The sequence below is a fragment of the Paenibacillus sp. 01T431 genome, from assembly GCF_056398625.1.
Genome location: NZ_JBFTPT010000014.1, coordinates 102191 through 125615, shown reverse-complemented (window position 1 = coordinate 125615; position 23425 = coordinate 102191). Strand labels below are relative to the sequence as shown.

The following is a 23425-nucleotide window of genomic DNA, read 5'->3' as shown; positions in this document are numbered from 1 at the left end:
TGAGACATGCGAATTGGTTTTTTTGATTCAGGGCTTGGCGGGCTTACCGTATTAGCGGAGGCACTTCAAAGACTACCTGATAAGGATTTTCTTTATATGGCGGACACGCTCCATGTTCCCTATGGGACGAAGTCAGAGGAAGACGTGAAAGCGTACATTTTTGAAACGGTTGGTTTAATGATGGAAGAGGGCATAGATGCATTGGTCGTCGCTTGCAATACAGCGACCAGTATTGCAATTAACGAGTTAAGAGAGCGTTATTCCCTGCCCATTGTCGGCATGGAGCCTGCTGTTAAGCCAGCAGTAGAAATGAATCGAGCAACAGGCAAAAGGGTACTCGTCTTCGCAACGCAGTTAACGCTACAATTGCCAAAATATTACGCACTCGTGTCACGCGTGGATGAGATGGGAATCGTGGATTCACTGCCTCTGCCGGAGCTTGTGCGTTATTGTGAGGCGCTGCAATTCGATAAACAGATTATCAACGAATATTTCCGGGCAAAGCTCGCAAACTATGATTTAGACAATTACGGAATTATCGTACTCGGCTGTACACATTATCCTTTCTACAAGGATATATTGAGGGAGCTGCTTCCTGCTCATATCGAGATTGTGGATGGGAATGTGGGAACGGTGAAACGCTTATCCGCATTATTAAGCCGCTATGGCATTCCCGGAGGCGGAGGCAACGGTAACGTACGCTTTATGTGCTCGGGCCAAGAGCCTGCCTACATGGACAAGATGCAAAAGGCACTTTCGATTTTACGTGAAAAAAATGTTTTAACACAGTCACTTCAAAGCTAATTCGAAGCAAAAGGCGGGCAGCGCTCATCATGAGTGCTGCCCGCCTTTTTTTATGACGATTATATGATTGCCGGCGGTTCTTCCAAAGTAAGCAAAACAGGACAATGATCGCTGCCCAAAATATGAGTGTCAATGGACGCATCGATGAGCAGTGGGCTCAGTCTTGAAGAGGCTAAGAAATAATCGATCCGCCATCCCACGTTCCGCTCGCGCACCTTCATCATGTACGACCACCAGCTGTACACATCTGTACGATCCGGGTAAAAATGTCTAAATGTATCGAGGAAGCCAGTTGCTAGCAGCTCCGTCATTTTGCCGCGCTCTTCAATTGTAAAACCGGAGTTGCCTAAATTAGGTTTCGGATGCTTAAGATCAATCTCCTGATGGGCTACGTTCAAATCACCGCAAACAATGACAGGCTTTAAGGCATCAAGCTGCTGAAGATAACCGCGGAAGCGATCTTCCCATTCCATTCGGTAATCCAATCGCGATAAGTCACGTTTGGCGTTAGGCGTATATACCGTAACTAGATAGAATCCTTCAAACTCCAGCGTAATGACTCGTCCCTCTGGCTCCGAGTTTTCCTCAATACCATAGTGCACGGAGAGAGGTTTTATGCGGGTGAACACCGCAGTGCCTGAGTAACCTTTCTTAATCGCGTAATTCCAATATTGCGAGTACTCCTCACCAAGCTCCATGCTGATTTGTCCATCCTGCAGCTTCGTTTCTTGCAGGCAAAAAATATCTGCATCCGTTTCCTTGAAATAATCGTTAAAGCCTTTCGTTACGCATGCCCGTAAACCATTTACGTTCCAAGATACTAGCTTAATCATGATCTATCTCCTTACGTTTTCTATCATTACGTACTAGTTTATCATATTTTCTTCAAAGGACTGTTGGAAACATCATGCTCTGTGGATAAAAAAAGGCTGTGCCAAGCGATTAGACACCTGCTAGGAGACCACATTAGTTAATATATATAAAATATCATTTGCAAACGTTATATACAGTTAAGTATTTTAATGTAAAAATTGATAGTGACGATAATGTAGACTTAAGCAGCATTTCTGCGATAGATGAGATTGCTTATAAGACCGTAAACGATTGAAGAAGAAGGAGGCTGTCATGATAAAAATATATAAGAGTGAATCAGGAAAAGAACAGGTTCTGCGTTCCTATAATGCGCTTCTGGAGCTGTGGCCAACGGAATTTGAGGAGCTGGACATTAACACCAAATACGGCGTCACGCATTGTCTTATTTCTGGTCATAAATCGAATCCGCCGCTGCTGCTGCTTCATGGCGTTGGAGATAATTCGGCGGTGATGTGGATGCTGAACATAAAGGAATTATCCAACCATTTTTATTGCATTGCAGTAGATACGATGGGTGGACCAGGAAAAAGTGTGCCTAACAAAAACTTTCAGAAAAAGACGTTTGATCAGGTGGATTGGATCAATGAAATCGTTGATCAAATGGGACTGAATCAATTTCATATCGCTGGTGTGTCGAATGGAGCTTATATGGCTTTTAATTATACGGTTAACGAGGCAAGTAGAGTGAACAGAGTCGTTTGCATGGAGGGAGGTATGGTTACAACACCAATTAAAACGATGGTGAGCACCTTAATGATGATGATGCCGGAAATGCTGATTCCAACCCGCAATAATATGCTTAAAATTATAAAAAAGCTAAGCTCGCCCCAATCCCGCGTTTATGAACAGCATCCCGAATTAGCGGAGCATCTTGTTCTTGCCATGAAAAATCACAATCAACAAGCGATGTTTGCACATAAGCTGCAGAAATATGATCAAGCGTCAGCAGCTGCGATAAAGGATAAGCTGTATTTTCTGATGGGTGAGTACAAGCTATCCCATAAGAAGGATTTTTTGCAGGTATTAAACGCAGGACAATTTCGTTACAAAATAATCCCTCATGCAGGACACGGTGTTAATCATGAACAGCCTGATGCTGTACATAATGAACTAATCCCATTTTTACTTCATTGAACTTGTTTTGTTCGGAGTAAGAGATCATACGAAGCGACTAGGCCGACACACTCTCTATATGGAGAAAGAGCTCGGTCCTTTTTTGCGTGTGGTAAAAGTTGGTTGACATGTCTTTACCCTAATGATAGGATAAAAGTATACTAAAACTAGGAAATATGATTTTAAGATAAATGCAGCAAGGAGGCATGGGCATGAATCAACATAGTGAACAGAGCCAGCTTGATCTTCGGTTATTTCGTATATGGTTCAAAGCATCTAAGGCAGTTGGCGACAATGTGCGCAAGGATATTGAAAGCCATGGCATTAGTCAGGAACATTTTATGATATTGGAGCTTTTGTATAGCAAGGGGCCTCATCCGATACAGAAAATAAGTGAAAAGTTCTGCATTCCAAGCGGCAGCATTACTTATGTTGTTGATAAGCTTGAGAAAAAAGGATATGTGAGACGAGAGCCAAGCGCTACCGACCGTAGAGGCTCAAATGTCATTCTTACCGAAGCGGGGCAAATACTGTTTGATAATATTTTTCCGAAGCATGCGGATGTCATTACACGCAATTTGAGTTGTGTAAGCAGCGAGGATAAAGAGAAGCTTATTGAGCTATTAAAAACGATCGGCATTAATGCAGAACAACTGAGCAAATAACATAAAAGTTTAAGGGGATGTATCAAATGACAACGATTAATCTTGCTATTATATATTACAGTGTAACGGGAACAAATTATCAAATGGCGCAGTGGGCTGCAGAAGGTGCGAAAGCAGCTGGAGCTGAGGTGAAAATATTGAAGACGCCTGAGCTTGCTTCAGAAGAAGGAATACAAGCTAACCCCATCTGGAGAACTCATGTTGCAGAGACGCAAGATATACCAGAGGTTACCTATAAGGATCTGGAATGGGCGGACGCTATTATATTTAGTATTCCATCCCGCTTTGGCGGAATGCCTGGTCCTGTTAAGCAGTTTCTTGATTCGACAGGCTCACTTTGGTTTAACGGCAAGCTAGTCAATAAAGTAGTCAGCGGAATGACTTCGGCGCAGAACGCGCATGGCGGTCAAGAGCAAACCATCCTTGGACTGTACACTTCGATGTACCATTGGGGAGCGATAGTAGCTGCACCGGGTTATTCGAGTCCAGTTACCTTTGAAGCTGGCGGCAATCCATATGGGACAAGCGTGACGGTGCAAGGCGGGAAAATGGTTGAGGATGTAAAAGCAGCTGTGGAATATCAAGCTAAGCGTACAGTCAATGTTGCGCAGTGGGTCAAGCAAGGGCTCGCTCAAGCTTAAGCAGAAAATAAGAAGAGGCAGAGGGATACTGCCTCTTTTTTTTGTGCTATTATGGTATGGTAATCGCAGCGATCTTCGATGAACAATGGGTATGACAGCCTTGAAAGGCGGGAATTACGGTGAACGCAAGCAAAAGTACATTTTGGAAGTCCTATATGAGCGGTTTAAAATTGCATGTTGCCATAGCCGACTATACGAAGGTGCCGCTTTCGTGGAAGGACGATAATTATACGACGGATGTGAATAAGCTATATTATATCCAAGAGGGCGAAGGGTACATTAAGGCCGGGAATCAAATTTATTATCCAAAGCCCGGTGATCTGTGTCTGCTGCCCGCAGATGTCGTACAATCCTATGGAACGATTAATACGAATACTTACGGGAAATATTGGTGCCACTTCACTGCAAAAATAGATAATTTCAACCTGTTTCAACTGCTCGAAATGCCCGTCATGATATCGATATCCGATCACGAAGGCTTGAAGGGTAAATTTGAAAGGCTGGTACACCATCATAAGAGTGAAGACTGGACATCCGAGCTGCAGCTGCAGTCGGCGTTTCTAGAGATTATGGCCATGATGCTGGAGCAGGCTGAGGATGTCACAATCAAAACACCGGCAACCAGCTCGTTTGAAAAGCTGAATGTCGTGCTGACCTATATTGAAGAGCATTTATCGGAAAATATTACAGTAGATACTCTTGCTCAGCTTGTACATTTTCACCCTAATTATTTTATACGCATGTTCAAAAATACGACAGGGCTCTCACCTATACAATATGTGAATCGCAAGCGTATGGACAAAGGACGGCAGCTGCTATCCTTTACGTCACTTAGCATCTCGGCAATAGCTGAATCTCTAGGTATGGACGCCACTTATTTCTCTCGTTTATTCAAAGAGTATATGGCTTTGTCACCGAGCGAATATAGGGAGCTTTCACTGAAATGATTAATTAATAAACCGTCGCTATTTAAGGCGACGGCTTTTTTTTGTGAGTACAAACAAAATGTTTCCATTTTCTTCACAGGAGGGAATTGAAAGGCGCTAATTTTACCCATATATTAGATAATGAAAAGGTAAATGGAAGGGAGTGTTATGCCATTAACAAACTTTATAAAAAGAATATTAGTTTCTTTATTGCTTCAAGCTTCATTATCATTTTGCTGGATCTTCTATTTGCTAATTCTGTTCTAATTAAAGAGAACGATCAGCTTCTGACGCTTGGCATTGCATTAGATTTTGTCGTTGTTATTCCTTTATTGCTGTACTTTCTATGGTTTCGCAAGCTGAATTTCAAGATCGCATCCATCATACCTTTTGCTCTTCTGGGTTATTTAGCATTAGCGTTATTTGTACCAAACACCGATCAAGAAACGATGAACGCTATAAAATATTTTCTTATTCCGCTGCCGCCTTTTATTTTAGCTTTAAAAATCTATGATATTGCGGCTGCCTATAAGCGTTATAAAAAAGTGGATAATCATCCTATAGAAACACTTCGGAAAAGTCTAGAAGAGACCATTCGCCATCCCAAAATTGCAGCTTTACTCACTCATGAATTATCTGTTTTTTATTACACCTTGTTCGCATGGAGAGAAACACCTTTCATTCGAACGGGGTCTGCCTCGTTTAGTTATCATAAAAACTCTAACAAACTGATAACCTTACTCGTATTTTCGAAAATATTGATTATTGAAGGGGTATGCATGCACATTCTGCTTGCGCAATGGTCGCATACCGCTGCATGGTTACTCTCATTAGGAAATGTATATATTATTATGCTGCTAGTTGCTGATTACCGAGCGATGTGCTTAAATCCTATTTTGGTATCAGATCAACAAATAAGGTTTCAGTATGGCATTCAGATGTATTCGGATATGAATATCAATACGGTTGCATCCATTTCGGCCATTACATTCGAGAAATTAGCTAAGGATAAAATGAAAAAAACGATAAAGATTCTGGACACAGAACCTAATGTGCATATGATATTAAAAGAAGAAATCACGGTTATTACGGCGTTTGGGATTCGAGAACAAGTTGACCAAATCTATTTATTTGTAGATAATGCTCATGAATTTCAAACGAAATGCCATCAGTTGATGGAGGCAAGCAAAAAGGACAGCGAATAGTTCGCTTGCTCTGTTACGCTTTCGGATTCATATTTTCTCTAACGAACTGTATCATGCTTATTAAGCAAAAAATGATCTTTTTCAAACGCTAACGAACCTGATTATCGTTATATCATGCTCTACAGGATGATACGAGCTGTTTTTCTCGAAATAGCGATGCTGGAGTTCGTTGCCATAATAATTGCTTGCGAATGGTTTAAATAAGAGCTGCTGAGTTCGTAACAGCGGTGCAGCGTACGCCAAAAACAAAGGAGCTAAGCGGATTCAAATCGCTTAGCTCCTTTGTTATTCCGAACTTTTTCCCATGATTAGGATTGTTCTGCACAACTAGTTCTTTTGGGACAACCTTTATGCTGCAAGTATAAGAACTCCGATGGAATCAAGGATAAAAGCTGTTTGCAGGCGTAGTTGTCGAACACCAGCGGGAATTGAATAGTGATTTGATCAAAATATCCTTCGCTTCATCCGTGCCGATATAGCGCAGTGCTTCTAGAGCATGAGCTCTTACATAACGGTTCTCATCATCGAGTACTGCCGCCAAAGCGGGAACGGCTGCTGCCGCTGTAGCACCCATGCGGGACAAGGACAGCCCAGCTGTAAATCGTACTTGAACATCCTCATCGGACAAGGCTGTAATAAGACCCTTCACTGCAATTTCTGAAGAATTAGACAAAATGCCAAGTGCTTCAACGACTGCAATTCTTACTGTCGCATCGGAGTGGGACAGAAGTTCAACAAGCTTTGGAAGCGCGGATTCAGCATAGCTGCGAAGCTCGCCAAGTGCGAATATAGCATATTGTACAGTCTCTGAGCGATCGCTCTCTAGTGCGTCGATCAATCCGTTTACTGCATCTGAGCCTGCGATGGACAGTCCATAAGCAGACGTGCGTGATACGTCTAATCTCTCATGATGAAGACCAGCCAGCAGTACTTTCACACCTGGAGCGCCATATTTAGCAAGCTCATAGGCAGCATTCAAGGCATTTGGTTCGAAGCTATCTTCCAAAGCCGTTGCCAGTGCGGCTAATTTCTCTTCGTTTGCTTCCGCAGTGTTTGCTAGACTGCCTAGCTTACCTGACATCCAGTTCCATGTTTCTTCCCACATGTCTTCGTGGTTTGCGATTGGCAGGGCAAGGTCAGCAGGCTCTTTCCACTCGGAAATCAGATTATTCCATGAAGGCTTAGTTGGAACAGCTGTACGCATAAATTCAAATTTAAGCATGTAACGAGCATTGCCTAATACATTTGGTGTTGAACGGTGCCAGATATCATAGTGGATGAGTGCAAATGTACCTGCTTCACCGCTAGCGTAAGCTTCTCCTTGCACCTCGTCAGAAGCAAAGGTGCGTGATTCATAGTTTTGGGTGCCAGGCACAACGCTAGTAGGCCCAAGCTCAATTGGCGTGTTTTGCGGGAAGTACATAATCATAGCCCACCATGGGTGGTGGTTGCGCATACGGGAGTAGCCCCAGTAGCTGTCCTTATGCCAACCACCAGCAACCGGCTGTGCATTAAAGTGGCCATGGCGATGGGCATGCAGCATGTAGTTTGGACCCAGTACGCTTGTTAATGCGCCTGTAATAACGGGGCTGTCGAAAGCCTGTTGTATTTCTCGGATTCGCGGCAGCAGGTTGTTGCCGGGATTGCCTTCCTCGTCATATACTTTTCCAAGTTCAGCTGTCATGGCTTGATGGAAGGATTCAGGGAAATCTGTTTTTAGAATAAGAAAGCCTTCAGTTATAAACTTTTGCATTTGTTCGTCAGTGAGTAGAAGCGGTGATTGATTCATATAATGGATGACCTCCTAATGTTGTGGTGATAAACCGATTATATGAGAAGTCGAACCAATGCTACATACACGAAACTAAGTGAAGCTTGCATAAAACTAACTTCCTGTTTGTCAGCAAAAAAAGCTGCTCATTTGAGCAGCTTTTTAATATTTTTTAATTTTCCTGCATAAGGAGGGAAGACGAGTCCAAGCTCAAACTTGGTGCTTTTCTTCAATATACTCTTCTGATGCGAGAACAGATCAAAGCTGTATTTGCCATGATAGGCTCCTACACCTGAGCTGCCAACACCGCCAAATGGCAAATAGGGATTAGAGACGTGCATAATCGTATCGTTAATACAGCCGCCGCCGAAAGAAACACGGCTCATAACCTCATCCTCCAGCGCTTTATTCTCTGTAAATAAATAAAGGGAAAGCGGCTTTGGATGAGCGTTAATCATTCGAATGGCCTCATGGATATCTCGGTACTCCATGACAGGCAAAATAGGGCCAAATAATTCTTCTGACATCGCCGCGCTATCCCATGAAACACCATCCAGTATTGTCGGTTCGATAAAGAGGTCTGCGCGGTCTGTGTCTCCTCCATAAACGATGCTGGCTTTGTCTTGCTCCAGAATGGAAGCAAGCCTGTCAAATTGACGTTGATTAATGATTCGACCATAATCTTTGTTGCTTTGTATAGAAGATCCATAGAAGGATTGGATGACTTCCTTCATTTTTGCGACCAGCTTTTCTTTAATATCCTGATGAGCCAGCACATAATCGGGTGAAATACAGGTTTGGCCGGTATTCATTAATTTGCCCCAGATAATCCGCTTGGCAGCGATCTCGAGATTAGCGGTAGAATCTACAATGACAGGGCTTTTTCCTCCGAGCTCAAGCGTGACAGGCACAAGGTTTTTGGCAGCAGCCTCCATAACGATTTTGCCAACCGCGATGCTGCCTGTGAAAAAAATATAATCAACCGGCGCGTGGATGAGCAATGAGGTCGTTTCCTTCTCCCCCTCAATGACTTTAATGTAGGCGGGATCAAAGGTTTCATTTATGATTTTACTTATTAAAGCTGAAACATGAGGCGAGCTTTCGGATGGTTTGAGAATGGCACAATTGCCTGCGGCAATGGCTCCGATAAGCGGCTCAATGACAAGCTGGAACGGATAGTTGAAGGGACCAATTATTAAAGCTGTGCCGTAGGGCTCCTTCATAATACGGCTGGATGATGGAAACAGATAAATCGGTGTTTTCACCTTCTGCGGCTTCATCCACTTTTTGAGATGCTTCATGACATGTCGAATGCTATTGGTTACGATTATAATTTCTGTCATATGAGTCTCTAACTCACTTTTGCGAAGGTCTTGGTAAAGCACCTTGACGATTTCCTGCTCATGACGCTGTATGGCTTGCAGCAATCGTTGCAATTGATTCAGCCTAAAGCGCAGCTCCTTGGTTTGGCCTTGTTCGAAAAATGTTTTTTGCTCTAGCACAATCTGTTCAATATCTTCTGCTCTTAATGAACTCATTCCGCAACCCTCCTTACCTATCCACATCTTAACAGGTAATGAAACGAACTTCCACTTGGATATTGAGTTTGCGATCTCATTTTTTTGCATATTAACACACAAAGAAAAACAGAATACCCGTCCTCTGAAAATCAAAGAGGGATATCCTGTTTAGATGGTATTAAAGTGCTTCTTTAATGATCTTTTTGTAATAAGAGACGGAAAGAATTCCGAATATGGAGTAAAGGATGGTATATAGCAGCATGACTATAATCATCGGAGTTAAAAGCTCTGTTCCAAAGAAAAACCATCCAGATTTGACTGCAAAATAGCTGTGAAGCAGCCCAACCACTAAGGGAATGCCAAAGTTGAACATTTGTTTTATTTTTATGCCCCTTAACAAATCAGCCCTTGTGAAGCCGAGCTTTCGAAGGATGGTATAGTTTGGCCTTTCCTCTTCGCTTTCTCCCATTTGCTTAAAATAGAGAATATTGCCGGATGTGATAAGAAAGGTTAATCCAAGGAAAGCGACGATAAACATAATCAAGCCCATCGTTTGTTTTTGCTGGTTGCTTGTATTAAGCTGAGAATCATTTCTGTTGTGCTCAGAGAACTTCATCTCATTGAATAGCTGAGTCGCTTCTTTTAGATCAGAACGATCTTTCATATTAATTCCGATATGCAGGGTAGAGTGTTTCTGAATAGCCGGATCAAGATGATTATTTAAGCTCTCAAAAACAGAATCATCGACGATAACTACAGGCAATCCGCCGCTTTTAAACCACCAAGAGACGATGGGCTGCTCCTTAAGTCCGATATATTGTTGTGGAATACTTTGAGTAGGATTCACTAGCTGTACAGGCCCTGAGTCCTTCAAAGACATGAACTGTTTGAGCATGCTGCTGTAACCGGAGAGATAGAGCTCGTCTTTAGACAGCTGAATGCCGTCAACAGACTGTTCGCTGACAACGGGCAAGGTCATCATATCCGAATTCCCAGCCACACTTACCCCTTCCAGATTGTTATTCATAATACTCTTCACATTGACGTCTACCTGAATGACAGGAATCGTTTTTTCGGTATACGCCAGCTTGTTTTTGTTTAGCGCTTCTTTAAACTGCTCCGCGTCCTGAACGTTCATAAATGCAAAATGTTCGGGAACATTGTTTTTGGCTGTTTTTTCGGCAGAGTAATAAGAGATATAGCTTAAGGATAATAAGCCGATAGCAAGCGCCGACACGGTCGTAATGATAGTGAGCAGCAGCGCATTCGATTTCATACGGAACATAATGGACGAGAGCGATAAGGTTTCATTAATGTTAAGGTAGCCGTTTTTCTGCTTTCGGATCACGTTGAAAATAAAGCTGACCGATCCTTTATAGAAAAGGAAGGTTCCAAGGATGACGGAGCCGAGTATGCCGATCATGGCAGCAAAGAGCGTGGTCATCGTCACAAATTTTCCACCGAACAGTTCGGAAGAAATATAATAGCCCAGCGCAATCAACAGCAATCCGGCAATGCCGATCAGCATTTCCAGAATAGACACTCTTCTTGCTTTGCCTTCTGTGACGGAATTCACTCTAAACAGCGATAATATCGTTTGTTTTTTTATAAATAAATAATTCATCAACATAATCAGAAGATAAATAACTAAAAAAATAATGATGGTTTGCTTGAATGCTTGGGTGGAGAAATGGAGCTCTGCGGCCACCTCAACACCGATCGTTTTAAATAAAATCATAATAATTAATTTGGACACAGAGAAACCGACCAGAACCCCCAGCAGGATGGAGCCGAAATAAAGAAAAAAGTTTTCCAGCGTCAGAATGCGGAAAATTTTATTTTTGGTCATTCCGATAAGCTGAAATAAGCCGATTTCCTTGCTGCGCCTTTTAATAAAGATGGTATTGGCGTACAGCAGAAAAATAGAAACGATTCCAACAAGCAAATAAGAAGCAGTCTTAATGGCGGCAGCCCCTTTAACAGAGCCTTTCGCCTCATCCATGGCAGGATCAAACTGCAGGGTGACAAAGGCGAAATAAAGAGCAGCGCTAAACACGAGAGCAAACACATAGAGATAATAATTTTTTAGATTCTTTTTTAGATTGCGGAAAATGAGTTGATTAATGCTCATGGTGCACCCCGCTTAGTACACTTTGTGTTGCCATAATATCGTTGAAGAATTTTTGCCGCGTTTGTTCTCCCTTATAAAGCTGAGAATAGATTTGTCCATCCTTGATGAAGATGACTCTGCTGCAATAGCTGGCAGCTACCGGATCGTGAGTAACCATGGCGATTGTAGCTTGTCTTTTTTGATTTAAACCGCTCAGCTTGTTCAGTAAATCAGAGGCGGATTTGGAATCAAGGGCACCTGTCGGTTCATCAGCGAAAATAATGCTTGGCTCATGAATGAAGGCTCTTGCAGCGGATGTACGTTGCTTTTGACCACCAGATATTTCATTCGGATACTTATTGCGGAGCTCATAAATGCCAAGCTCGGTCGCTACCGCCTGAAACTTACGCTCAGCTTCTTTTTTTGGCGTCTTCGTAATCGACAGCGGCAATAAAATATTTTCTTTAACCGTTAGAGTATCTAACAGATTGTATTCCTGAAAAATAAAGCCTAAACGATTTTTACGAAATTCAGCTAATTGTTTTTCTTTTAACCCAGAAATAACTTTCCCTTCGATTTTAATCGAGCCGCTGCTAATGTGGTCAATCGATGAAAGCACGTTAAGCAAGGTTGTTTTTCCTGAGCCGGATGCGCCCATGATGCTGACGAATTCCCCTTTTTCAATGCTAATATCAAGCCCGCATAATACTTCCTGCTTATTGAATTTGTTTCCGTAAATTTTATGAATTTTGGTTGCTTCCAGAATGAACATGTGATTAACACTCTCCCTAGGTCTATTACTTGTATTGTAAATCGAATGTCCGATTAGTTCCTTCGAATGACCGAACAAATAATAGAAGCATGTGACAATGTTGTCACATGCTTGTGATACGAACGAATTCATTTCGCTGCGGGAAAGTTAAGGTGAACGCTGTTCCTGCTCCAAGCTCGGATTTAACATGGACACGGATCAACAGCGATTGAGCTGCTTTTTGAGCTAAATACAATCCCATGCCTGTTGCGGCGCTGTCTTGGTGCATCGTCGTCGATGTAAAGCCTTTATCGAAAATGCGAGGCAGATCCTTCGGATCAATGCCGCGTCCATTATCAATAATTTCGAGGATAGTCTGCTGATTCCGCTGATAGCTCTTGATCACGATATCAGATGGCGGGCTATATTTTACAGCGTTGGTTAAAATCTGTCTGATAATAAAGGAAAGCCATTTCGCATCGCTCAGCGCTTTCGGTTCATCCAATTGAATATCAAAGCCTATCCCCTTCTGGATACACCATGATTGCAGCGTCTTGATTTCATCGAAGATGATCGTTTCCAAATCGGTGTTTTCGATATAGATATCATTTTCAATAAACGGTATGCGTCTCTGATGGAGCTGCTGGTCGAGCAGGAGGTGAATTCGCAGCCATTCATACGTCAAATGCGTTTTCATTCCTTCATCCTGTATACGGTCTATCATGAGACGCATCGCGGTTAGCGGCGTTTTTACCTCGTGTATCCAAGATAACAGCTCATCCTTCTCATGCTCCAAAATCATCCGATTGTTCATTGCAGCGTGCTTCAGCAGTTCCGCTTGATTCGTCATGCTTTTTTCGATCACTTTCTCAAACGGGCTCTCCGGCTCAGCCATGCTCGTAGTATCCAGGCTGATGTCTCGCTCCTCTAAGCTTCTGATGAACCTTGTTTCTTTATGATACCGGATGACGAAATGGATGATAAAAATAATCGAAGATAAATAAAAGAGATAGATCATCGATTGCAGGGGAATCGTTGAATCTACATAAGCACAAACAAGAATCAGCAGCTGCAAAATAATAAACAACAGAATCCAGCTGCGCCGTTCCACTATATATTTTCTAATCATAATCATGCGCCTCTTCAACAGCCATATAGCCTTGTCCAATTTTCGTTTCAACAAAACGGCCCAGTTCAATTTCATCGAGCCTTTTGCGCAGCCGGTTCACATTCACAGTAAGCGTGTTGTCACTGACAAACCTTTTATCATCCCATAAGCTATTAATCAATTCTTCTCGGCTAACAATCTTATTTTTACGGTCAATGAGCATTTTTAAAATAAAGATCTCATTTTTGGTAAGCTCAATGGAGCCTTTATGATTGGAGACCAGATTTTTCTCATAATCAACCGTTGCGTCGCACCAGGTTTTAAGCTCGATATGTTCGGTATTGTAATTGTATACCCGCCGAAGAATAGCTTGTATTTTGACGATGAGCACATCGAAGTGAAAGGGCTTTTGTATATAATCATCCGCTCCAAGCTGCATAGACATGACGATGTCCGTCGGGTGGTCTCGCGAGGATAGGAAGATGATCGGGACGTTGGAGTGGGAACGTATCATTCTGCACCAATGAAATCCATCGAATTTTGGAAGCTGAATATCGATGATCACGAGGTCCGGCTTAATCGCGGTAAATTGCTGAATCACTTTCTCAAAGTCCGATATGCCATGTACCTCATATGACCACTGGGATAATCGGTCTTTTATCTCGTTAAATAACGTTGTGTCATCTTCAATTAACAATAGTTTAAACATAGAGTCACCGCTTTTTTAAAAGTTTATTACTATGAATTGTATAGGAAAATCCCTATGTATGCCATAAATGGCACGGAACAAAGTGCTGAATAGAGAGAGGGGATGAGAAAAGAAGGTTGTGCAACATTTTGTGCAAACGTTGTCATTTCAGGAGAAAAAGGTGAATTTCCGTGTCGAAATAGGTAAAAGGTGAGAAAAACAATTGACAGCGCTTTATTTTGAGTATTAATATGGGAATCAGCAAACGCTTTCATTGCGCTTTTATGACTGGAACAGCTGTTGTAGAAGAAGCGGTTAAAAAGTTTGCATTAATTATGTTATTTGTGCAAACGCTTGCATAAAATCTATAGCTGTTTAGACAGAAGTCAGGGGGTGTTGTTTTAACGAACTTTGGTGTAGTCAGAAGGTGCGAGTTGATGATTGAAAGGTGCAATGATCATAATTTGAGGAGGTTCATCCAAATGGGCTTTGCTTTAAAACGAAAGAAAATGATGTCTATCATGCTTATTGCAGCTATGATCTGGTCGATAGTGGGCGCAATACCGCTACATACGAACGCCGCGGCACCAACTCAGGTTGTTCTTGTCGGCGACTTGCAGAAGGGGCTCGGTAACAGCGAGAATTGGGACCCGAAAGCCGAGGTAACCAAGATGAGCGATAGCGGCAGCGGTTATTATACGTTTAAGGCTACGCTGCCAGCAGGCACATATGAATATAAAGTTGCTCTAAATGGAGGCTGGTTGGAAAGCTATGGCTTTGGTAATTACACGAATCCAAGCGGTGTGGATAGCGGCGGCAATATTAAGCTGACACTCTCCGAAGAGAAAGAAGTGACTTTTTATTATAACCACGATACACATAAAATTGCGGATTCTACCTATTACACCCAGGTAGCCAGCGACAAGCTGCCTCGGATTGTTGGGACTTTGCAGGTTCCGCTAGGGGAACCAAGTAACTGGGCACCAGAATCGGCGCTATCTGTTTTGACTGATACCGATCTGGATGGCGTCTACACGATAACGAAAGATGTACCCAAAGGGGATTACAAATTCAAAATCGTGCTTGGATCGACTTGGGATGACCAGACGTATCCAAAGGATGATCAATTGCTTAGTCTTCCTGCCGATCTTCCAGTAACGTTTAAATATAATGCGAATACAGAAGTAGTATCAGCAGATTTCAAAGCGCCAGTTGAACCGAGTCCGAGTCCAGATCCGGTTGACCCGAACCTCGATCCGATTCCGGCTAACCACCTGCGCATTCATTACAATCGGGCAGATGCTCTTTATGAGAATCAAGGAATATGGACATGGGAGCAGGTTGCCGCTCCTTCAACAGGCTGGCCGGGTGGCGCAACAGCTTTTCCAGCAGATAAGATAGACAGCTATGGTGCTTATGTTGATATTCCGATAGCTGTGAATGCCAAAAAAGTGGGCTTCCTTATCGTTAATCGATTAGATGGAGCTAAGGATGGCGGCGATAAAGCGGTAGCGATAAGCTCCCCTGCAGTAAATGAAATTTGGATTAAGGAGAACTCCGATAAAGTATCTTATTTCGAGCCGGTAGAGCTCCCAGCTAATACCGTTCGTATTCACTATGTAAGAGACGATAAAAAACAGAGTGCTTACGGTTTATGGCTGTGGGATCAGGTGGCAACTCCTTCGACAGGCTGGCCAACGGGCGCATCCGCTTTTACAGAGGAACAGGTTGACCGTTATGGCAGCTATGTCGATATTCCACTTCAAGAGAACGCGCAAAAAATTAGTTTTATTGTCGTTAATCGCACCTTGGGCGATGCGGATAAGGATGGAGGCAATCGCTCCTTCAGTCTTGTAAATCGTTACAATCAGCTCTGGATCAAGAAGGGAGATAATAATGTATACGTGTCCCCTTACTGGGAACTGCCTACAGCCCTTGAGTCCGCAGAGATCTTATCCGAGAGCAAACTCCTTCTCGGATTCACGATGACCGACGGTCTCGCAGCAGAGGAATTGAAAAATGCGATCACTATTACGGATAAGAACGGTACAGCTGTATCGATTAATCAAGTGGTGTTGAATGCTGATAAAAAAACAGCTATGGTCTCGGCCAACATTCAGCTGGATCAAACGCCTCTGAACGTAACTTATCAAGGGAGAACCGTATCCGCAGCTGCAGGCTGGAGAATGCTTGATGAGCTTTACAACTACGAAGGAAATGATCTTGGGGCTAGCTATCATTCTGGCAGCGTCGTTCTGAAGCTGTGGGCGCCAAAAGCAAGCTCAGTCGTAGCCAATGTCTATGATAAAGCCGATTCCACTAAGCTAGTTGGCAGTGCTAGTTTGACGAAAGGCGACAAAGGCGTTTGGACGGCAGCTATCGCGCCAACTGATCTCACAGGTCAAGACATAACCGATCTGAAGGGGTATTTTTATCAATATGAAGTGACGAATGATGGGGTTACGAAACAAGTACTCGACCCGTACGCGAAATCGATGGCGGAGTTTAGAGTGAATACGAAAGGTGAAACCGGTCCAGATGGCGATGCAGTTGGCAAAGCGGCAATCGTTGATCTAGGTGCGACTGATCCTGCCGCAGACTATGATTTTGCCAAAATTGACGGCTATGAGAAACGAGAGGACGCGATTATTTGGGAGGCGCATATTAGAGACTTTACGTCCGATCCATCCGTAGCTGATGATCTTAATGCGAGATGGGGCTCTTATAACGCGTTCAAGGATAAGCTGTCTTATATTAAATCATTAGGCGTTACTCATATTCAGCTGCTTCCAGTTATGGCTTGGTATTATGGCGACGAAGCTCAGATGGGAACAAGAGAACTGGAATACTCTGCACAAAACAACGAATACAACTGGGGTTATGATCCGCATAGCTACTTCTCACCGGATGGCGCTTATTCGGAGGATGCGGCAGATCCCGAGCTGAGAGTAAAGGAATTAAAAGGACTCATTGATGCGATTCATGATGAAGGTATGGGGGTTGTCCTTGATGTCGTCTACACCCATATGGCCAAAGCAAGCTTCTTAAACGATATCGTACCTAATTACTACGCATTCCAAGATGCAAATGGCAACAACATCGGCGGATTCGGCAACAACCTTGCTACCTCTCACAAAATGGCGGAGAAGCTAATGGTTGATTCGGTTAAGTACTGGTTTGATGAATATAAAATCGACGGCATGCGCTGGGATATGATGGGCGACGCTACCTATGATTCCGTGCAGAATGCTTACGATGCAGCAGCGAGTATTAATCCGAATGCCTTGTTTATCGGTGAAGGCTGGGTAACGTTCGGGGGCGATGCTTCTGATCCTGCTTTGAAGGGCAAAGGCGCAGACCAAAAATGGATGGATAAAACAGACAGCGTAGGCGTTTTCTCCGATGAGATTCGTAATGAATTGAAATCCGGTTTCGGCTCGGAGGGCGAGCCAAGATTTATAACAGGTGGAGCAAGAAGCGTGGCGACGATCCTGAATAATATCAAGGGGCAGCCAAGCAACACGCCTGCTGATGACCCGGGAGACATGGTGCAGTATATTGAAGCCCATGACAACTTGCCGCTGTATGATGTTATTGCCCAGTCGATTAAGAAAGACCCGGCTATAGCGGCTAATGATCTGGAAATTCATAAACGGATACGTCTGGGCAATTTGCTCATTCTAACCTCTCAAGGTACGGCTTTCCTTCATGCTGGTCAAGAATATGGCAGAACGAAGCAGTGGCTTGGGGCAGGAGTGCCGGAGCAGAAATACCACGAGCTGAAAGATGCAGCCGGAACCTCATTTGGTTATTTCATTCATGATTCCTATGATTCCTCCGATGCAATCAATAAATTTGACTGGCAGAAGGCGACGAATGCTGAGCAATATCCAGTCAATCATGTAACGAAGGAGTACACAGCAGGACTAATTGAACTTCGGAAACATACGGATGCCTTCCGTTTAGGCGAAAAGGACCTCGTTGATTCCAATGTCACGCTCATTCCTGCGAAGGAAATGAAAGATAACGATCTTGTGATTGGCTACAAAAATAAAGCAACAGACGGCACCGGCAATTATTATGTATTTATGAATGCTGATCGTACAGCAAGAACGCTAACGTTATCAGAGGATTTAACTACAGGCACAGTGCTAGTAGATAATGATGAAGCGGGGATTTCGGCGGTTTCTGTGCCATCCGGCTTTGAGCTGACAGCGAGCTCGATTATGCTTGAGCCGTTGACCGCAGTCATTATTAAGATGGAAGCGGCAGCGCCTGTGCTGAACGCGCTTGAGCTGGATAACGCTAACTATCCTTTGCAGGTTGGAACGACCCATCAAACGGTAGTTTATGCGAAATACAGCGACGGCAGCAAAAGAAAAGTAACGAGCGGTGTTGTATATTCTTCGAATAAGCCCGATATTGCTTCTGTAACAACAGGAGGCCTTGTTAAGGCAAACAGCTTAGGAAATGCAACGATCACAGCTACGTATAACGGAATATCCGTGAGCGCTGTAGTTGCTGTAAAAACGGAATCAATCAAACGGTATGTCCAAATCAACTACATTCGTCCGGATAAAAACTATCAGGACTGGAATATGTGGATATGGAACACCGGTGTGAAAAATGATCAAATCAACTTTGATAAAATCGAAAATGGCATTGCAACAGTCATGCTTGAAATTTCGCAGGATGCGACCAATGTGGGCTTCGTGCTTCGTAAAGGAACAGACTGGAACACGGCGAAGCAGGATATACCAGACGATCGCGTGATTCCGATCTCGCCAGGGGCTGCTTTTACGAAAGTAAATATAACGAGTATGGTAAATCAGCTGGGTATTTTGCCAACTATCACCGGACCAGTTCTAAAAGATGGTGGCATTACCTTCCTGTACCGGGATGATGCTCTATTTGAAAAAGGACGCTCAAGTGATTTGACCGGGGTTAAGGTAAAGGTGAATGGTGCAGAGCATGAAATGGTTTATGATGCTGCGAAGGAGTGGTTTACTTATTCACTTGCAAATGTAGAAGGCGGCACATACGAATATACCTTCCTTGTGAAGAAGAAAGACGAAGCAACCGTTGAAATAACCGATCCCAAAAATACGACCAATGGCAAATCAGTCATTACGTATCGGAAGCCTGTCGTAACGATGACGACATCGGTTCATCCAGCTGCGATTTCGTATAATGAAAGCGCGGTGCTCAAATTACAGGCATCAGCATCAGAAGAAGTCGTATTTACTGAAGGGTATATGGATTTAACGGCAGTAGGTGGATTAGCTAAAGTGCCTTTCGACACCAAGCTGTTTGCACAAACGATTGCCGTGAAAGACACAGTTACAGCGGGAGTAAAAGAAATACCCGTTACACTCATCGATGAGTACGGCAACAAGCACACGCATACAGCCACAATAACGGTAAAAGCTAGAACCTTTGCTGGCAATCTCGACTTTGATTGGGATGAGGCGCGTATCTATTTCGCGCTAACTGATCGGTTTGCGGATGGGGATTCAACCAATAATGCGGATGTAGATAAAGATCACCTTGAAGCCTACCACGGCGGTGATTTCCAAGGCATGATCGACAAGCTGGATTATTTGCAGGAGCTGGGCATTAATACGCTGTGGATCACTCCGATTGTCGATAATATCGATTTCAACAAAGGCGTAGATTTTAACACCAAGCAGTACGGCTATCATGGCTACTGGGCTAAAGATTTCACGAAGCTTGATGAGCATCTGGGTGATATGGATACGTTTAAGGAACTAATTAACAAAGCTCACGACAAGGGCATCAAAATTATGGTCGACGTGGTGCTTAACCATACCGGCTACGGCTTAAAAGCTGAGGATAACCGTCCAGGCATTACGCCGGAGGACAAAGCTCGCTTTGAAGGGATGCTCAGAACAAATAGCGTTCAAGCCAGCACCAATCCAATTGAAGGAGAACTGGATGGTTTGCCGGACTTCAAGACAGAGGACCCTGCCGTTCGTGAGAAAATGATTGAATGGCAAGCAGGCTGGCTGGAGCGTGCTAGAACGGATCGCGGCGACACGATTGATTTCTTCCGCGTGGATACAGTGAAGCATGTAGAGAGCACAACGTGGAAAGCGTTCAAAAATGCGTTGACGACTATCGATCCAAGCTTCAAGCTGATCGGTGAAAATTTTGGCGCTTCAATCGACGGTGACGGCGGCATGCTGCGCAGCGGCCAAATGGACAGCTTGCTCGATTTTAGCTTTAATGACAGAGCCAAAGATTTTACAGATGGGAAGATTGATGCTGTCGATGCTTATCTAGCAGACCGGGAAACGAAGCTGGATAACACAGCAATGATGGGGCAGTTCCTAAGCAGCCACGATGAGGATGGTTTCCTGTCTGAGTTTGTGAAAGGAGACAAAGGCAAGCTGAAAATCGCAGCAGCCCTTCAAATCACGGCGAAAGGCCAGCCCGTCATTTATTACGGCGAGGAGCTTGGCCGCTCAGGTCCTAATGCTCGTGACTTGAAAGCAGGCTTGTTAAGCGAAAACCGTTCAGATATGCCATGGGATCAATTGACGGCAGAACAAGCACTGCATGATCATTACGAGAAGCTGCTCAATATTCGGGCGAAGTTCTCGAAGGTTTATTCGAAAGGCTTGCGTACCAAGCTTGCTGGATCGGATACACTAGCCTATTTAGCATTTAATAAACAATTTAACGGCGTAAATATTGTAACGATCATTAACACAGCCGTGGAGAGCAAGTCGGTTACGCTGGAAGTTCCTTTCGCAGCTGGAGCTAAGGCAAAGGATGAGTACAGCGGAACGGTTTACACGGTGAAGGATAATGGACAGGTGACGGTTGAAGTGCCGGGCAGAAACGAAGGCGGAACGGTTATTTTGAGTGAGGTAGCGGATAATGTTCCAACACCTACGACGCCGATTACACCACAGCCAGCTGATGTCCAAGTGATTGATAATGACATCTTGCGCAGCGGCAAGGATGGTAAAGTGTCGGTACAATTTGTCGATGGAAAACATTCGGTACAATTGCCGCTTGATGCAGCAGCAGTACTGGCAGGCAATAACTTGGAGCTGAAGGCAGCTGGCATTACAATGACGCTGTCAAATGAACTATTGGCTTCTATTAAAGGACTTGTGTCTGTGAGTGAAGCGGACGGGGCTCGTATCGTATTCGAGGCAAAACCGTTGAATACTGCAGATGCGGACGCTTTGGTTGACCGAACTCAGGATGTTCAAGCTAAGCTGAAAGCGGGCTCTCTGGTTTATGATTTCAACTTAAGCATCGTAACGAAGGCTGGAAAAGTGATTCCGGTTACGAAGTTTGAGAAGCCAATCCTACTCAGCTTCCAGCTTAACCCGAACGCAAACCAAGACATCGTTGGTATCTATTATGTGAGTGATGCTGGCAAGCTGGAATACATCGGTGGCACGCTTAAGGTTGAGATGATTACGGCTGAGGTATTCCATTTCAGTAAATATGCAGTTCTTGAGTACGATAAATCATTTACGGATGTGCCAGCTAGTCACTGGGCTAACGCAGCGATTAAATCACTGGCTGCGAAGCACATTGTTTCGGGCATTAATGAGAAGCAGTTTGCACCGCAAGCTAACGTAACGAGAGCAGAATTTGCAGCTATGCTTATCCGTGCTCTTGGAGTGAAAGCTGAAGGCACGGCAAGCTATAGCGATGTAGAAGCGGGCAAATGGTATTCCGCTTATGTGGCGACAGCTAGCAAGCTAGGCATTATAAAAGGCCGCAGCAACTCGGCGTTTGCACCAAATGAAACGATAAGCCGCGAGGAAATGGCTGTCATGATCATGCGAGCGTATGAGGTTAGAAAGGGAGCGGCTGCAGCTTCGGCGGCAGAGGAAACAACATTCACTGACAGCAGCCAAATTAGCAAATGGGCGGAAGCATCGGTTGCGGCTGCTGCTAAGCTAGGGCTCGTTCAAGGCAGAGCAAACGAAACATTTGCGCCGAAAGGGAAAATGACACGTGCAGAAAGTGCACAGGTCATCTATAAGCTTTTAGGGAAATAAGCATTTCTTTAATGTAAGGGTTAGAAAGTTGGCAAATCATTATGTCTAACATGATGTAGTTGCTGAAACAGACAAAAGCCGGGCTTCTCCTTCTGGAGACCCGGCTTTTGTTGGCGTTGTTGTATTGCCGAGTTAAGCAATCAATATCTTTACATCGTGACTTGTATTACAGTATACTGTAACTAATACAGTCAACTGTAACTAAATTGATCGTCGATAATTTGAAATGAGGTGAAAAGATGGACACATTCACAGCGAAACAAGTTTCGGAAATTCTCCAGCAGGAAGATCCTGAGATGAATTTGAGAACCGTCAGGTATTATACCCAGATCGGGATCGTTCCCCCGTTAGAGCTTGTTGGGAACAAAAGAGTTTATACGAGCAGCCACATTAGTTACTTTCGTGCGATTCTGACGTTAATCCATAGCGGAGATACGCTGGCTGCTATCCAAGAAAAGCTGAAGGAGCTCTCTATAGATGAGATTTCCAAAATAGGCGAGAATCTTCAGCTTTATCGCTCCAAAAAAATGCTAACCAACGATACCCATGTCATTAATGATGATGTCATTCTTTCGATGAGCCCACGAATTTCGGCGGAACTCCGAGTGAAAATGGTAGAGACGATCTCTCAAATGCTGAAGGGAGAAGTGAAGTGATGATTCAAACTAGGTTCACCAAATCAATTATGGAAAATGAAGAAGGCATGAACCATCTTTGGCTTCAGCTTTCTCCAATCCGTGATGCGGATGATGTTCGTGTTCAGCTTACGCTGCCAAGCGGCATTCATCGGCTACACAATTTGAGCGGATATGAGGAGACGGATATTCAGGAGATCGTCGTATCTAATCCGATGATAATAAATAACATGATCGTTGAGCTATTTACGACAAGCCCAGTATCGTGCGGAGTGAAGACTATCATTGTTGCGATCACTTATAATGAAAAAGAAAAACCTATTCGAATTGAACATGAAGTGCCATTAAGGATCGTATCTGAGGATGAAATGGACGGCTTGGTCGTTGATGAAGAAGCCGCAGCGTTTATGAAAGAACATCTGTCTCTGAAGAAATCTAATGAGCCATCTGAATATGAATTTATTGATCATTCCCAAACAAAAATCATTAGGATTGAATCGAGTGAATATGCCGATTGGGAGAAAAAATACCGAATTGAAGGGCTTGCACCACGTTAGGCATCCAAAA

General features: G+C 43.7%; 16 protein-coding genes. 9 read left to right on the top strand and 7 right to left on the bottom strand.

Going from position 1 to position 23425, the window contains the following annotated elements; translation table 11 throughout:
- The first annotated feature begins 6 nt into the window (after positions 1–6).
- On the top strand, positions 7–804 hold the full coding sequence (murI, locus tag AC1DM9_RS24260; RefSeq protein ID WP_076268780.1) for a glutamate racemase: 798 nt from the start codon (positions 7–9) through the stop codon (positions 802–804).
- 59 nt (positions 805–863) lie between these two features.
- Here murI and AC1DM9_RS24255 read toward each other — a convergent pair whose 3' ends face one another.
- Positions 864–1634 (bottom strand): exodeoxyribonuclease III, encoded by a 771-nt coding sequence (locus AC1DM9_RS24255; protein ID WP_477510856.1) that lies wholly within the window; start codon positions 1632–1634, stop codon positions 864–866.
- Between the two features lie 295 nt (positions 1635–1929).
- On the opposite strand from AC1DM9_RS24255, the gene AC1DM9_RS24250 reads away from it, so the two are divergent.
- From AC1DM9_RS24250 to AC1DM9_RS24230, 5 genes are all read left to right on the top strand, one after another.
- On the top strand, positions 1930–2811 hold the full coding sequence (locus AC1DM9_RS24250) for an alpha/beta fold hydrolase (RefSeq protein WP_477582632.1): 882 nt from the start codon (positions 1930–1932) through the stop codon (positions 2809–2811).
- A gap of 191 nt (positions 2812–3002) precedes the next feature.
- A complete protein-coding gene (locus AC1DM9_RS24245) occupies positions 3003–3455 on the top strand; it encodes a MarR family winged helix-turn-helix transcriptional regulator (protein WP_477582630.1) in 453 nt (150 codons plus the stop codon).
- 26 nt (positions 3456–3481) lie between these two features.
- Entirely contained in the window at positions 3482–4096 is a 615-nt protein-coding gene (gene wrbA, locus AC1DM9_RS24240; protein WP_477582628.1) for an NAD(P)H:quinone oxidoreductase, read from the top strand.
- A 119-nt stretch (positions 4097–4215) separates the two neighbouring features.
- Positions 4216–5043 (top strand): AraC family transcriptional regulator, encoded by an 828-nt coding sequence (locus AC1DM9_RS24235; protein WP_083682118.1) that lies wholly within the window; start codon positions 4216–4218, stop codon positions 5041–5043.
- A 212-nt stretch (positions 5044–5255) separates the two neighbouring features.
- Positions 5256–6227 carry a hypothetical protein gene (locus AC1DM9_RS24230; RefSeq protein WP_477582626.1) on the top strand — a complete coding sequence of 324 codons (972 nt, stop codon included), beginning with the start codon at positions 5256–5258 and terminating at the stop codon, positions 6225–6227.
- A 379-nt stretch (positions 6228–6606) separates the two neighbouring features.
- Here the strand turns inward: AC1DM9_RS24230 and AC1DM9_RS24225 are convergent, their stop codons facing one another.
- From AC1DM9_RS24225 to AC1DM9_RS24200, 6 genes are all read right to left on the bottom strand, one after another.
- Entirely contained in the window at positions 6607–8016 is a 1410-nt protein-coding gene (locus AC1DM9_RS24225; protein ID WP_477582624.1) for a HEAT repeat domain-containing protein, read from the bottom strand.
- Positions 8017–8144: 128 nt separating this feature from the next.
- On the bottom strand, positions 8145–9536 hold the full coding sequence (locus AC1DM9_RS24220) for an aldehyde dehydrogenase (RefSeq protein WP_477582622.1): 1392 nt from the start codon (positions 9534–9536) through the stop codon (positions 8145–8147).
- A gap of 160 nt (positions 9537–9696) precedes the next feature.
- A complete protein-coding gene (locus AC1DM9_RS24215; RefSeq protein WP_477582620.1) occupies positions 9697–11649 on the bottom strand; it encodes an FtsX-like permease family protein in 1953 nt (650 codons plus the stop codon).
- The gene (locus tag AC1DM9_RS24210) at positions 11639–12400 is read right to left on the bottom strand and encodes an ABC transporter ATP-binding protein (protein ID WP_441908051.1); all 762 of its coding nucleotides are present in this window, start codon (positions 12398–12400) and stop codon (positions 11639–11641) included. The genes AC1DM9_RS24215 and AC1DM9_RS24210 overlap by 11 nt, the downstream gene beginning before the upstream one ends.
- Positions 12401–12503: 103 nt before the next feature.
- The gene (locus tag AC1DM9_RS24205; protein WP_441878619.1) at positions 12504–13508 is read right to left on the bottom strand and encodes an ATP-binding protein; all 1005 of its coding nucleotides are present in this window, start codon (positions 13506–13508) and stop codon (positions 12504–12506) included.
- A complete protein-coding gene (locus AC1DM9_RS24200) occupies positions 13501–14196 on the bottom strand; it encodes a response regulator (protein ID WP_477510816.1) in 696 nt (231 codons plus the stop codon). Before AC1DM9_RS24200 ends, AC1DM9_RS24205 begins: the two co-directional genes overlap by 8 nt.
- A 461-nt stretch (positions 14197–14657) precedes the next feature.
- Here AC1DM9_RS24200 and AC1DM9_RS24195 point away from each other — a divergent pair, with 461 nt between their 5' ends.
- The 3 genes from AC1DM9_RS24195 (at position 14658) to AC1DM9_RS24185 (ending at position 23415) form a co-directional block, all read left to right on the top strand.
- Complete coding sequence (locus AC1DM9_RS24195; RefSeq protein WP_477582617.1) at positions 14658–22223, top strand: pullulanase; 7566 nt, start codon at positions 14658–14660, stop codon at positions 22221–22223.
- A gap of 239 nt (positions 22224–22462) precedes the next feature.
- Positions 22463–22879 (top strand): MerR family transcriptional regulator, encoded by a 417-nt coding sequence (locus AC1DM9_RS24190; RefSeq protein ID WP_477510814.1) that lies wholly within the window; start codon positions 22463–22465, stop codon positions 22877–22879.
- Positions 22879–23415 (top strand): hypothetical protein, encoded by a 537-nt coding sequence (locus AC1DM9_RS24185; RefSeq protein WP_477582614.1) that lies wholly within the window; start codon positions 22879–22881, stop codon positions 23413–23415. Before AC1DM9_RS24190 ends, AC1DM9_RS24185 begins: the two co-directional genes overlap by 1 nt.
- The last annotated feature ends 10 nt before the right edge of the window (positions 23416–23425 follow it).

Excerpts from the sequence above, each read along its gene's own strand:
- murI (WP_076268780.1), top strand. The coding sequence starts at position 7 with ATGCGAATTGGTTTTTTTGATTCAGGGCTTGGCGGGCTTACCGTATTA.
- AC1DM9_RS24250 (WP_477582632.1), top strand. The coding sequence starts at position 1,930 with ATGATAAAAATATATAAGAGTGAATCAGGAAAAGAACAGGTTCTGCGT.
- AC1DM9_RS24245 (WP_477582630.1), top strand. The coding sequence starts at position 3,003 with ATGAATCAACATAGTGAACAGAGCCAGCTTGATCTTCGGTTATTTCGT.
- wrbA (WP_477582628.1), top strand. The coding sequence starts at position 3,482 with ATGACAACGATTAATCTTGCTATTATATATTACAGTGTAACGGGAACA.
- AC1DM9_RS24225 (WP_477582624.1), bottom strand. The coding sequence starts at position 8,016 with ATGAATCAATCACCGCTTCTACTCACTGACGAACAAATGCAAAAGTTT.
- AC1DM9_RS24220 (WP_477582622.1), bottom strand. The coding sequence starts at position 9,536 with ATGAGTTCATTAAGAGCAGAAGATATTGAACAGATTGTGCTAGAGCAA.
- AC1DM9_RS24215 (WP_477582620.1), bottom strand. The coding sequence starts at position 11,649 with ATGAGCATTAATCAACTCATTTTCCGCAATCTAAAAAAGAATCTAAAA.
- AC1DM9_RS24210 (WP_441908051.1), bottom strand. The coding sequence starts at position 12,400 with ATGTTCATTCTGGAAGCAACCAAAATTCATAAAATTTACGGAAACAAA.
- AC1DM9_RS24205 (WP_441878619.1), bottom strand. The coding sequence starts at position 13,508 with ATGATTAGAAAATATATAGTGGAACGGCGCAGCTGGATTCTGTTGTTT.
- AC1DM9_RS24200 (WP_477510816.1), bottom strand. The coding sequence starts at position 14,196 with ATGTTTAAACTATTGTTAATTGAAGATGACACAACGTTATTTAACGAG.
- AC1DM9_RS24195 (WP_477582617.1), top strand. The coding sequence starts at position 14,658 with ATGGGCTTTGCTTTAAAACGAAAGAAAATGATGTCTATCATGCTTATT.
- AC1DM9_RS24190 (WP_477510814.1), top strand. The coding sequence starts at position 22,463 with ATGGACACATTCACAGCGAAACAAGTTTCGGAAATTCTCCAGCAGGAA.
- AC1DM9_RS24185 (WP_477582614.1), top strand. The coding sequence starts at position 22,879 with ATGATTCAAACTAGGTTCACCAAATCAATTATGGAAAATGAAGAAGGC.